Annotated in this window: 13 protein-coding genes; 5 read left to right on the forward strand and 8 right to left on the reverse strand. The window is 55.3% G+C overall.

The window, feature by feature from the left end:
* Window positions 1–1,190 precede the first annotated feature (1,190 nt).
* Window positions 1,191–1,427, forward strand: a complete 237-nt coding sequence (locus tag FHW17_RS19455; RefSeq protein WP_182510608.1) for a WGR domain-containing protein — start codon at window positions 1,191–1,193, stop codon at window positions 1,425–1,427.
* Between the two features lie 257 nt (window positions 1,428–1,684).
* Here the strand turns inward: FHW17_RS19455 and FHW17_RS19460 are convergent, their stop codons facing one another.
* The 3 genes from FHW17_RS19460 to FHW17_RS19470 are packed head-to-tail and all read right to left on the reverse strand — an operon-like array spanning window position 1,685 to window position 3,419.
* Window positions 1,685–2,449, reverse strand: coding sequence for an ImmA/IrrE family metallo-endopeptidase (locus FHW17_RS19460; protein WP_182510609.1), 765 nt, complete (start codon window positions 2,447–2,449; stop codon window positions 1,685–1,687).
* Window positions 2,446–2,859, reverse strand: coding sequence for a hypothetical protein (locus tag FHW17_RS25125; RefSeq protein WP_210275964.1), 414 nt, complete (start codon window positions 2,857–2,859; stop codon window positions 2,446–2,448). The genes FHW17_RS19460 and FHW17_RS25125 overlap by 4 nt, the downstream gene beginning before the upstream one ends.
* Window positions 2,856–3,419: a hypothetical protein gene (locus FHW17_RS19470; RefSeq protein ID WP_182510610.1), complete on the reverse strand. Its 564-nt coding sequence runs from the start codon at window positions 3,417–3,419 to the stop codon at window positions 2,856–2,858. The genes FHW17_RS25125 and FHW17_RS19470 overlap by 4 nt, the downstream gene beginning before the upstream one ends.
* Before the next feature lie 169 nt (window positions 3,420–3,588).
* On the opposite strand from FHW17_RS19470, the gene FHW17_RS19475 reads away from it, so the two are divergent.
* From FHW17_RS19475 to FHW17_RS19490, 4 genes are all read left to right on the forward strand, one after another.
* Window positions 3,589–3,864: a hypothetical protein gene (locus FHW17_RS19475; RefSeq protein WP_182510611.1), complete on the forward strand. Its 276-nt coding sequence runs from the start codon at window positions 3,589–3,591 to the stop codon at window positions 3,862–3,864.
* 9 nt (window positions 3,865–3,873) lie between these two features.
* Window positions 3,874–4,053: a YjzC family protein gene (locus FHW17_RS19480; RefSeq protein ID WP_182510612.1), complete on the forward strand. Its 180-nt coding sequence runs from the start codon at window positions 3,874–3,876 to the stop codon at window positions 4,051–4,053.
* Window positions 4,054–4,106: 53 nt separating this feature from the next.
* Window positions 4,107–5,042: a hypothetical protein gene (locus FHW17_RS19485; protein ID WP_182510613.1), complete on the forward strand. Its 936-nt coding sequence runs from the start codon at window positions 4,107–4,109 to the stop codon at window positions 5,040–5,042.
* 355 nt (window positions 5,043–5,397) lie between these two features.
* A complete protein-coding gene (locus FHW17_RS19490; protein ID WP_182510614.1) occupies window positions 5,398–6,165 on the forward strand; it encodes a hypothetical protein in 768 nt (255 codons plus the stop codon).
* 868 nt (window positions 6,166–7,033) lie between these two features.
* On the opposite strand, the gene FHW17_RS19495 is transcribed toward FHW17_RS19490, so the two are convergent.
* From FHW17_RS19495 to vsr, 5 genes are all read right to left on the reverse strand, one after another.
* Window positions 7,034–7,477: a polynucleotide kinase gene (locus FHW17_RS19495; protein ID WP_182510615.1), complete on the reverse strand. Its 444-nt coding sequence runs from the start codon at window positions 7,475–7,477 to the stop codon at window positions 7,034–7,036.
* Window positions 7,474–8,445, reverse strand: coding sequence for a hypothetical protein (locus tag FHW17_RS19500; protein WP_182510616.1), 972 nt, complete (start codon window positions 8,443–8,445; stop codon window positions 7,474–7,476). The genes FHW17_RS19495 and FHW17_RS19500 overlap by 4 nt, the downstream gene beginning before the upstream one ends.
* Window positions 8,442–10,649, reverse strand: a complete 2,208-nt coding sequence (locus tag FHW17_RS19505; RefSeq protein WP_182510617.1) for an ATP-binding protein — start codon at window positions 10,647–10,649, stop codon at window positions 8,442–8,444. The genes FHW17_RS19500 and FHW17_RS19505 overlap by 4 nt, the downstream gene beginning before the upstream one ends.
* 28 nt (window positions 10,650–10,677) lie before the next feature.
* A complete protein-coding gene (locus FHW17_RS19510; RefSeq protein ID WP_182510618.1) occupies window positions 10,678–11,904 on the reverse strand; it encodes a DNA cytosine methyltransferase in 1,227 nt (408 codons plus the stop codon).
* A gap of 96 nt (window positions 11,905–12,000) precedes the next feature.
* Window positions 12,001–12,444 (reverse strand): DNA mismatch endonuclease Vsr, encoded by a 444-nt coding sequence (gene vsr / locus FHW17_RS19515; RefSeq protein ID WP_182510619.1) that lies wholly within the window; start codon window positions 12,442–12,444, stop codon window positions 12,001–12,003.
* Between the last annotated feature and the right edge of the window lie 9 nt (window positions 12,445–12,453).

Here is a 12,453-nt window from a genome sequence, read left to right on the forward strand (position 1 = left end):
ATATTTCACTTATAATGCATTTACTAAGATTTTAACTTCTTCATTCTGGACTAAAAATACTCACTACTTATGAGTTACCCGCGTTGCCACGCTGTCTCATAGGGGTGACGACAAGAACTGTTCCAAATTATACGGCAATGAAATTTGCAAATTTTGTCAGTGGCTTACAAGATCATGTGTTCTTGTAAAATGGGCAGACCCGGCCCTGATCTAGCGGCAAAATCTTGGTTTGTTTATTATCTGTTCTTCATTTCGATTCTAAGCGTATGATGGGGAACAGTTCTTGTCGCCGCCCCTAATGAGTGACCCTAGCGGCTATGGGATAACGTCGTCTGCACGCCTCGACTTGACATTCAGTCTGTCTAAGTTCACTGGCAGCTTCGGGCCGGTAGGGCCTTATTTGAGAATTGACCAGATTATATCAAGAGATAGTAGACTCAGAAAAATAAGCACCACAGTGACGGCCGAGACATACAATTCCGAAAACCCAAAAAATAGTTCTTCTTTTGTTTTTACAGGATCACGCTGCGCGGCCCACGTGGATGGAAATTTCAAGACTATCTCCTTCCAATTCCACGAGAAATACAGGCAAAATGCCGTAATTATGCCTAGAGCCAACAAAATGAACGTCGTGAGTGCATATGGCAATTTGTACGCAAACAATATTCCCACCGACCCAACTACAGCCTCGGGGTGAGAGATAAATCCAACGATTGTCTTTACAATGATCGCAACTATGAAAACAACGCACGCTCTACGTAGCGCACGCTCAAAGTTTCTTTGTGTATCAAGCTCGTACATTTAACCCGCCTACAGTTCCGCTTTAAAATCCAAGATTGCCACAAAGCCCAAACTTCTGTCATGAGATTTGGAAAGAAAAAGCTGCGAGTGCAGATGCAGATCAGGCTTGAGGGGCAGCGCCACTTGCATGAGCGAATTTGCCAGTAGCTTTCATCACATCAAATCGTAAATCAAGTGATGCGAGCTTTGATCGCGTGTTTGTACAAATTCGAAAGTCAACAGAAAACGAACGTTTGTACGAATGCGGAAGTTGCCAGAAACCGTTCGGTTTAACTTGCCGATAGTTGCCTCGCAGCACGGCATTCCCATCAAAGATTTGAATCGATGACGCTCTACAGATTCAAAATTGTCATTGGACGATTGCTTCTGAAATCAGGATCCTTGAGGGCATGTCAGAAAGCCCCCAATCATTCCATGTCACGCGTTGTGATCCTGATCGCAACATGGCGCGATATTATAGCCTGACCATGCAGCCAACCCTTTTTGGTGAGATGTCGCTCGTGCGCAACTGGGGGAGAATTGGCACAAGAGGACAACAGAAGGTCGACACGTTTTCCAACTCTTCCGCATTACAGAAAGCCTTTGAAAAGCTAACAAAACAGAAATGCCAGAAAGGCTATAAGTGAGCTTCCTTTGTAAATGCCGATAATAAACAAATTTCGGGCTTTTTTGATTGTAGCTTAAAAGTATACAATCCACGTCGATAAACGGCGGCTTCGCGCCCCCAAAATGGAAGTTTGGCTCATACTTGCATTTCGCCAAAAGCTGACATTGTGGGGGACAGGCAGGTTTGCTCCGCCCTGACTGTCGGCGCGGTTTACCAAGGAGTTCTATGTGCGGGCGGAGACATGGCAGTGGATCGATCGTCCGAAATGATCAGTCGCTATCTTTCGTCGAGCATTTCCAAGTCATCGATCAGCAGCAGCGTCAGTATCTGACCGAATCCTATGTGAATGCTTTGTTCTCGCAACTCGTAACACTGAGCCTCGGCCCGGTCGAACCATGCGTCGGCGGGTATGCGTTGGGGAAACATGTCATCGCCCTTGTTGCTGAAGACCAGGTCGAAGGCCGGGCTTTCAGCATCTAGCCTATCCTGAGGAAACCACCGGTCCGGCACATCGGGGGACCGGCGAAACCATTTACGTCCGTCTCGACCGTGGCATACAAGAAGCGCCGAAGCGTTCTTAGTCTCGACGCAGCGGATGGCCGTTGCCGTCAGGCTGGAGCCGAACTGGTGAGCAAGCGCCCGGATGGCCTTAAAATTCAGCTTCGAATGTTGGCGAATGGCCGGATCGAAAAGATAGCGGGGCATGAGTAGATCCGCGGCGAACCTATCGGCGGCCTTCTCTGCCTGCGTCGCCCTGGAACTATGGCCTCCAATGTCGGCATCCTGGCACATCAGCACCTTGTGTCGATGGAAGTGCCAGTGACCCAATTCATGCCCTATCGAGAACCGTTGCCGCTCTTCCGAACTTCTGGAGTTGATGGCCACGATGGCCTTGTCGCCATTTCCGGTTATCCGGGCTTCGCAGCCATCTAGTGGAATACGGCGTACCCGGACACCCATCGTCCGGGCGATAGCCTCCAGGTCGATTTCCATTGGATCTGCGACGCCAAGATTCTGGAGCAAGGTCTCTGCAGCGCTCATTTCAGATCATCCGGGTCGATGATGCCCAACTCCAGAAAGTCCTCCAGTTGACTCACGGCATCAGCGTCCGAGATAGACTGGCCCTTCCGGGCCGCCATGGTCAGCTCGGGAAACGCCCCGGGGTCACGGTTCACGATAGCGTCCAGTTTCGCCCGAGCTTCACCCGGGCCGAATCGAAGCAGCGTCCCGGTTTCCGAGACGTGGGCCGGAGCCTTTGCGAGTTGGCCGCGGGCCTTGCTGAAGATGGCCCGCGCAATGACCGCCCCCACCTTACTGGTAGCGTCTTCCGGCCGGTAGCCCGCAGCCAGTAACTCGGCATCGACAGCGCCGATATCCAGCTCGAAAACGTCCTCCGCGAGGGCGGAAGCCAAATCGTGTATCTTGGGATTTTTCATCCGGTCCTGATTCATTTCACGATCCTCCTGGGGAAGGCCGCCTGGAGGCGACGGCTGACCCGGCGGCGAACCGTTGCCAGTTCCGCTGGGCTGATGTCGGCAAGCGAGCAGAGGTCCGCCCCCTCCATTCCGACCATTATGCCTTCGGCGACGGTTTGCCCGACCACATCGGCGTCGAACAGCGCCAGCACCGCGGTTAAATCCTCCTGGTCGAGCAGGATGCGCTCTGGCGTTATCGGGTCGACGGCCCAATCAGGAACCACCCCATCGGTATCGCTATGGGACGGCACCAACTCCAGCGTGGGCAGTTTCTTGTTCTCTTCGTGAATTTCGGATGCGATGCTTCGCATCACCTGGCTAACTATCTTCAGCAAAGGAATGCCTTCGGGACATGCCCGGGTTCCCTCCAGAAGGCGCTTGATTGCCTCATGGATGAGGTCTTCGGGTTCCCAACCAGTGTAACGAAAATGGTGGCCGTATAGCACAAGTCGCTTGTGGTCTTCCGATGTCATCGCAAGCAGCGCTGCCGAGATTTCGTCCGAAGTCAAGGCTTGTTGTTTGGTCGATTTCTGCAACGCGCGTCCTCCAAGCTGACCCTCCTACAGACATATGCGCCGGAGTGACTGCCATTCGGACACGCCGGTTAAAAATCATTCTGTTGTCCGAATGCCCCGTCCGGCTCCGCATTCAATAATAAGGCTGCCGCTTCCTTCGCATCTCCGGTGGCAGGGAAAGGACTTTAACATGATCTACGCAATCAACTACGATCTCAAGCGCCCCGGTCAGAATTACGACCCGCTGTATCAGGCGATCAAGAGTTGCGGTGTCTGGTGGCATTACCTCGGGTCCACTTGGCTTGTTGACACCAATCTGTCCGCGCACGGCGTGTGGGAGCGGCTTGCGCCGGTCATCGACAAGAACGACCGCGTCCTGGTGATCGGCATTACTAAGGAAAAACAAGGCTGGCTGCCCCAGGAAGCCTGGGACTGGATCAACGCGCGCACAGCGCATCTAGCATAGGAGCCGAAAATGACACTGCAGAAGCCGGGAGAGACCCCGAACCGTCCGGGTGAATACAAAGAGCGTGGACCGCGTGGCGGTGAGGTGCCCAATCCGCGCCAGGTCACCATCGAGCCGCGCGACCCCAAGCTGCCCCCTACTCAAAAGCCGGGCCACACATGGGAACGCACGGGACCTCCGCGTCCCTAGCCAACCCCGTGGCGCCTATCGGGGCGCCGCCCCTCCGTTCGAAGGAAAGCGTCATGGCCCGCAAGTTCAATGCCTCCCAATTCCGCTCGCAGATGCGGACCGCTGCTAACAAGCTCAACAACGAACTGCGCCGCGAGGTTAACAAGGTCAATGCCCACAACCGCCAGGTGGTTGCGCGGGCCAACAGGGAGATCGACGGGTACAACCGCAAGGTCAGGCAGGAGGCTGCGCGCCATAACCTGCAGGCCCGCATGGCCGTAGCCAAGTACAACCAGGCGGTCCGGACCCACAATTCTAGGGTGACTGCCGACCGCCGGCGCCTGCGTACCAGTGCGGCAACAATCAGGGTCAGGACGGTTTCGACTACCTACGCAATGCTAGGGGAGTCAACCGCAACCTTGCACGAACATCAGCAGGACCTGGCAAATTCCTTCGGGGCGTCTCCGACATACGCCCAGTTCCTCGAGATGGCAGAACGCGAAAGTGCCAACGGCGTTGCGGTGGTCGAGGCACTATTGGACGATTCCGCTGGCGACATTCCGGCGGACGACACCGGCATTCTGGAATACCTTACCGCGCTCTCCGAAGACCTGTGCGATCGGTGGAGGGGTGCGATCTTCGCGTTGAATCCAATCAACCCTGACGCTGCCCGCCACTTTTGCACCAGTGCGCGGGAGATATTCACGGAGATCCTAGAGGTCTGGGCCGAGGACGGCGAGGTCGAAGACGCCGACCCTCAGTGTGACCGCACGCCCCAAGGCAAACCCAACCGCAAGGCGAAAATCCGCTATCTTCTCGGCAAGAAGGGGATGCTTCACGACAAGGTCGAGGACTTCATTGAGACTGACATCACCAACATTGTTCAGCTTTTCAGCGTCTTCAACCAGGCCACTCACGGCGCGGCGGGCAAGCACAATTTCACGAAGCTCAAGGCGATCCGGAGACGTGTCGAGGACGGCATCATGTTCCTCGCCACCATCGCCGCATAACGGGGGACGAGACATGTCGTCATACTCCGCATCTCATCGGTGAACCGCTGGCAAGGTAGGCGCCCCACTGATGGCTTTAGTTCAACTGCCGCGACGACGAGTAAATGATGCATGTCCATGGCTCATTGGAAAACTCACTTCAAATGCCCGCCTTGAAGGGATCTGAATCGTCGACCAGTCATTGAACAAAGCTAAAGCTCTGAAATCCCTCGATGTTGTACGTCGGCTTCAACAATACGGAATGATGATGGACCAAAAGCGAGCTGGAAGCGTTCGAGGATTACGAGTAGATTTCTCATCTTCGTTAAGGGGTTCGCCCTGCGAAGACGGACAACGCTAGCGAAGGATCCGGCGCGTGCGAGAAATTGAGGATTTCACTGACGATCGGCTGAAGGCTTGGTGCATCCACTGTGGCGCGGCGATAGCCGACATCAAAAGTAATCGCGACCATGTTCCGACCAAGTCGCTCCTAACTAGAACACTTCGAGAACGGGGCGCCGCATATGACATCGGCGCGGGGGATGAAACGGACTATCTTCCTCAGGTCATCGTATGTCGGCGCTGCAATTCGAGCTTCTCGCCAGACGAGAATTACCTTCTCTGCGTGCTTCACGCGGTTATCGCTGGAAGCCTTTATCCGGATCCGGCGAAACATCCCGAGGCCGCAACCATTCTACGGAGTAATCGCCACGTAGTCCGGTCACTAAAAAGCGGGCCGGACGGACAGCTCCTTTCGTTCGAAAACAGCAAACCGCTCGCCCTCTTTCCTGACACCGACAAGATACGGCGCGTCATTGTTAAGAACGCTAGAGGCCATGCCTATCACGAGATCGGCGAGCCGCTTCTAGAAGCACCTGATCACGTTGGATTCATACCGCTGGAGCATTTGAGTCGAGAACAGTGCGATGCCTTTGAGACTGCCGGTACCGGTGCGGAGCTCTCTGTCTGGCCAGAAGTCGGAAGTCGTATGATGATCGAGCTGCTAGACGAAGAAGCGATGATCGGCGGCTGGATTACGGTCGAGCCCGGTCGCTACCGTTATTCTATAGACTGGTCCGGCGCAGTGACGGTTAAGACTGTCATGTGGGAGTATCTTGCCACCGAGACACGCTGGGAACGCTAGACGCTACCACACGACTCTTGGAGCAACCGGACACTGCAGAGTAGAGCCTCCATTTGAAGAGGCAGCCCGCTGGAAAGGCAAGCGCGGCACAAATCTCTCGACCAGTTCGCCCGTTGCACCCATGTCGACAGCCGCCGATTTGACGAGAGTCTCTAGAGCGACACGAGCTCCTTCAAAAGCAACTTGGCATCCGCTCGATTCGACCTGTTCAAGTAGCTGACGCAGCGAAGCTAGCAGTGGTTCGATATTTCATGAAGCACCACGCAACAAACATGCTTACCCATAGTGTATCAACCATCCGCTGAAAGTTGAAGGCAAGACAATGGGAAGATTTTACGACAAATTATGCGACACGCCAGAGAGATCATGTTTCTTTGCCTGATAGTCGTATTGGTCGCTGCAACCGGTTGGGCAACCGAGCTCGCCGACTTGAAACGGCTGAATACTCCTCGTCCGGCGTAATTCGCTAGATGCCGTGGAGATCAAGCCCGACTCGAGCGAGTGCCCGCTCGAACCTCTGCATTCCAAGCGCTTAGTTCGGCTCGCAATGTGAATTTGCCTCACATTGCGGACCTCGATAATCATGAGCGAAATATTTCGCCCGAGGTGCTGTTCGAGGGAGGAGCGAAGACGAGTGCTATTGGCTTGTGTCAAGACGAGCCGCAACTGCTTCACCGGGGAGAATACCTCGCCGTGAAATGCGAGGGCATCGTCCGCCGCCTTGTATCTTGGATCGCCGGGTCCCGTGTTGGTGAGATCGAAGGTCACTAGCAAGACGCGCCATCGCCCGGGAGCGAGGTGACGGATTCGTGGGGCAGTTGCCATGGCCTTCCTTAGCGTGTTGTTACCTCTCCAAGCGTCGTTCGCTTTAGAAGTTGCCGGGAGCACATTGCAAGCATGCAATCCCATTTCTTCTCCACATGTCCACCACCTGTTGGCGGTCGTCCACCGCGAAAAGTATCGGCCCATGCGCATTCGTTATCTGGCCAAGCAAGTCTTGCTTCAGCTGGTAGTCCGGTCTGGTGTCGTCGTCGGGACGCATATATAGAGTATCAAACGGAATGTGGTTCCAGACGAGCCACCTTTCGGTGTACTGCCTTGCACCCTCATGACGCCCGGACGTCAATATCATCTTGAAGCGCGCGGTGCTCCATAGTGCCTTGTACAACTCCACAATTGGGAGGTTCGGCGTATCCGTTTCCATGCTGGCGTGGAAACGCCCCCAATCTGGTTCCGATCCCTCCAAATAGCGACGCCGTTGGCTTACGTCGGCCAGAGTGCCGTCAATATCGAAGACTACGACGTCCGTCATGCGTGCGCTTTCAGGATATGCCGGATATTGTCGAGCTGGGCGCGCGTGCCGTTTCTGATCGCAATGCAGTTGGCGTCACTGTGGTCCGGTTCAAGCGCCTCCGCCGTTCGGTGCGCATAGTTGTTGCGGACTGTATTGAGCCCCCCATCCTTGAGGTATTCGCGGAGCACCAATGCGTGGCCCTCCATGCCATCTGAGACGGCCAGAATTTCCTTTAGGAGGCGTGCCTTCGAATAAACATCAAGAAGCTTCACGTCGCTGATAATCAGAGCCCTCGCATTCTCGAAGTCAACGCCCTCGACTTTTTGGTAAATCTTCGTGGCCGATTTCATCCGTGCTTCGAGGAGGTCCTCCCGCACATACTTGAGCAACTTCTCTTCACTGCCAGCCTTGATCCCGGTCCAGACCTTCGGGTTGGAAAGCGCCGCTATGATGTTCGCATCGAGCTCACTGATCTGATCCATCAGCATTCCCCGCACCTGATTGACCTTCTGCTCCTCGCGATGCATTTCCTTGGCGATTTCCCCTAACGTTCGCTCCATGCCGGTCCGCGGGGCAATCAAAATGTTCCTTCCCAGGATACCGCTCTTCCCGGCCGCGTCGTTCAGCTGCTCAATTGCCTTTTGGTGGGTGGCCGGATTGCCTGCGGAGTAGAATATCACCGGACGATATATTGTGTGGTGCTCTCGGATGAACTTGATCAGCTCATGGCCCTCGACTTCGATGTCCAAGTGGAGGTCGATCCAAATCAGGTCAAAGGTAGAACTCGAGAATGCGCGATTGATTTCGCCTTCCATCCGTGCGACGTAGTCGTCGCGCGCGACCTCGCGAGCGCCGGCCTTTGCATCGATGTCGTGATAGTCCACGAGGATGCCAATTGCTTCGTTTATCTTGGAGAACTGCGCCTTGATCGTGCGCAGGCTTTCAAGGTCGTCATCGATGCACAAGACGTTGTATTTCAGCTTCATTTGTCCCACCTAAGCCTAAGCGTCGAACCGCCAATTGAATTTGAGGATATCGACGTCGTGGCGTCGAGCCTTCCTGCGATTTCCCTGACATGGCTAAGGCCGATGCCAGATCCATTCGTGGTAGTGATGCCGACCTTGAACAGGTCCTCTGCTGCAAAGCGGGGATCCAATGGTGCTCCGTCGTCGATCACGTCGAGGTAGTGGTATCGCTGGTCCGAATGGGCTTTCACGAGGATATGCCGCGAGGATGTCTTCATCGAGTTGGATATGGCATTGTCCATCAACATGGAGACTTCGAGCGGGCTGAAATTTAGTCGCAAGGCAGTCGCGTCGTCATTAACGAAGGCTATGTCGACGTTGGAGCCAACGTCCGAGTTCAGCGACCGGATCTCTTCGATATACTCCATGACGTATTCAAAGACGTCGAGGTTCATGCTGTCGGTCATGAGGTTGAAATTCGCCTTCGTGAGGATGGCTGACAGCTTGTTGATCTTCTTGATCAGGAGGAAGCTTCCCTCGAGGAAGCGCGTTGCCTCGTCGACATCTCCCTTCCCGAGATGATGCATCGCGTCGCGAATGTCGTCCTCGATCCGTGTTCCCCAGAGGCCGATCAAGTGTTGGATTTCAGTGATCCTCTGGGCATCGGTGCTAGAGTGCGCCTCCGCGAAGAGGCGCCTCTTTGTCTCGATGTTTGCCTTCTCCCTATAGGCCTCTGTAACCTCTGCCCTGGCAGCGAGCGCGCCCTCGTGGCGCTCGACATAACGCTTCAGGTCTCGTTTGTCGGATTTCGTCAGCTCGTAGACGCTCTTGTCGGCGACGCGCTCCATGAGCGTGGAGACAAAACCCTTTACCTCCTCCACTTTTTGCCGGGCGATCTTGCGCAGCGCTGGTTCATCGATGAATATCTTTCGGAACGCGCCAGACTTGGACGAAGCCTTGACGATAGCGTTTACCGAGGCAAGCAAGTCTTCATAGGAGAACTGTTCGTTCTCCGGCGCAATGCGATCCCAGTCCATGCCTTCAACAACATACTTCTCGAGCGTCCTAACCAGCGTCGTGAGATAGGCGTGCTTGGCGGCGCCCGCGAACGCGTCATCGTCGGTCAGCTGCGAAAACGCTGTGTTGTGGGCAAGGCCCTCGCGGCTGGACACCGGCACAAAGGCGCGGGCCTCGTCCATGACCTCTATCAGGCCGAACAGCTCTCGAGTACCCAGATATCGAGAGTTTCCTTGGTTCTTGCGCTCGTTCAACTGGAGCCAATCATCCTTCGGCTCTCCGTAGGGCATGACGCGGAAACCATTGAGGAACAACATGACCGAGCCATATTCAGTCGATGTATAGCCAGTGATGGCCTTGAACGAGATCTTGGCGTTTTGGCTGAGATAGTGGATCTTTGCCCGGATATTGCGCAGGCTGTCGTAGGGATTGTCCATCTCGTACGACAGGATGACATGGCCAAGATGGTGGATCTCGTTCCTGATGGTCGTGCCGTCGCTCGAGATTGCCGAGGAGATCGCAATGGTTTTCTCGTCGATGCGCGAGAGGAGCTTGTTCTCGATGTAGCCGTCAAAGACGAGTTTGCTATTCTTGTCCTTGATGTCGTTGCTTTTGAAATGAACCTTGAATTCGCCGTGCGGATCAATGACGAAGCGCTCGAGTTCCTTTTGAAGCTTCCTTAACTCGGTTTCGCCCCACGTCTCACGAACGCTACGAATAACCAAGGTCGTCCCGCTCGGTCGGTCGCTTGGATCTTCCCGCGGGAATTCGCCGGCCCCGAGATGGGCTGGATGGAGTTCAATGTCGGAGATTTGCTTGGCCGGATCGTCGAGCTCGAAGTCGGCCCAGTTAATTTCTAGATGCGTCCAAGCCGTGTCATGCCTCTTCGAATAGAGATCGAGCTTGGCTCCAAGGCGGTCGCACGAAAACCGCCCGATGCCCTTCTCGCCAGCGTAGTAGCCACGGCCTTGCCTAGCGCTTACCCGCTTTTCCGAATAGGCAATGTTCAACCATTTTGACGCAATATCGTCGAGGCTCATGCCTGCGCCATGGTCGCGGACGACAATCGTTGACGTCGGATCGCCGGCATGGGCGTGGGAAAAGACAATCTCCACTTTCGAGGAGCCCGCATCCTTGGCGTTCTTGATCAGCTCGATGATGGCGATGTTGCTGTTGTTGATCAGGCCCTGACCAATGATGTCCTTCAACCGTACATGTGCCCTAAAGCTATATCTTTCAGCCATTGCCTGGGTCCAATTCCTTGATCACACGTCCTAACGCCTCCGCCATGAGGGGTGGGACGGCGTTGCCCACCTGACTGTACCTTGGGCACTCGTCCTTGCGCCTAGAACCGCCTGTCGTGAATTTTCCACGAAAGTGGTACCAATCTGGGAAAGTTTGGATGCGCGCGTTTTCCCTGACAGTCAATATGCGTGGCTCGCTGTAGTGCAGCAGGTCGTCGGGCAACGTGGTAATTGTCTTCGACAGGTGTTCGGGGTGCAGAGGGGTTACAGAGTGTTTCTTCGTGCCCAGTGCCTCTAGATGGATTTTCGACACCGCCTTGCCCTTCGGAAAACGCGCCAGAATCCGCTTGAAGCGGGCGCTGACCTCGCTGCCATGGTTTGGCAGTCTTAGGCTGTTTGGGGCGAAACCGTCTGGCAGCCCCGACCGCATGGCCTTCTGAAAGGGGCTAAGTCGGCGTTGAATGTATTGAAGTTGCTTGAAGCCCTGTGTCTCCGGGCAATCAACGAGCCTTGCGCCTGCGATTTCCAAATCGGAGATAGCATCTCGGACGCTTGTATCTCCATGGGCCGGCAATCCGTGGCCACGACGGAACTCTTCAATCCGCTCCGCCAAAAGACGGAAAGGCCGCACGCCCTGATCGACGTCAAGACGCGTAGCAATCATGATGAAGCGCGCACGCGTTTGGGGCACGCCAAACTGGGATGCGCTGAGCATCTTGCTGTGGAACCTATATCCAAGTTGCTCGAGGCGCTCCTTCAAGACGTCCGCATAGGCCCGGCCGGGCTCCGAGCCTGCAGACCTAAATCCGGAAGCAAACCCGCGGACGTTCTCCAGCAACAGAAACTTGGGCCGCAGGACGGCGACAACGTCGACATACTCCTCGAACAGCTGGTTGCGCGGATCGCCTTCGTTGCGCTTGCCCGCAAAGGAGAAGCCTTGGCAGGGTGGCCCGCCGGCAATAAGATCGATCGTGCCGGCAAGGGACTTGAGGAATGGCCGATGGAGCGCTAGGAGCGCGCCAACTTGCATTGCCTCGCAGGGTAGCTCCACTGGCCAATTAAAGGGCTGCACAACGTCACCATCAACGAGGTTATGCTTGAGGGTTGCAAAGGCGTCCGGTGACTTTTCGATGGCGAAGAGGCCGTTCCAGCCGGCGCGGATCAACCCCAGGGAAAGCCCGCCGCATCCTGCAAACAAATCAATGAATGTATTTCCCACGAATCACTCCCCGGAAAGGGGATGGTCCCCAAGAACGAATGCCACAATCAACAACTGCGAGAAAACCCGTAGCCTAGGTGGCAAGGGACAACGTTACTAAATATTTACTAACAAAGTGTGGCCGCCCCTGATTTCGTCTGCGAGATGGAGGGCCTTTGACTGTCTCGCTGCCTTCGAGCCGAGTTCGCACTCCCACGCGACAAAAACCCGCCAACCAAGGTCCTTGAGCTGCTGGGTGACCTTTGCGTCGCGGGCCACGTTCCGCTGGAACTTGTCGAGCCAAAAATCTGTATTGGACTTCGGGGTCGTTGCCACCTTGCAGGAGGGATGGCGGTGCCAGAAGCATCCATGGACAAAAATGACGGACCTGTGCCGGGGAAGGACGAGGTCTGGCTTGCCTGGGAGGGTCCGGTTGTCGAGGCGAAACCGCAATCCAGTCGCATGCAGGGCCTTGCGCAGCCCTAGCTCCGGCTTCGTATCCTTGGAGCGGATCCTGGACATCCGCTCTGATCGCCCCTCCGGGGACAGCGTATCGACCATGGAATCCTC

The organism is Phyllobacterium sp. P30BS-XVII, assembly GCF_014138335.1.
GTDB classification, from domain to species: domain Bacteria; phylum Pseudomonadota; class Alphaproteobacteria; order Rhizobiales; family Rhizobiaceae; genus Phyllobacterium; species Phyllobacterium meliloti.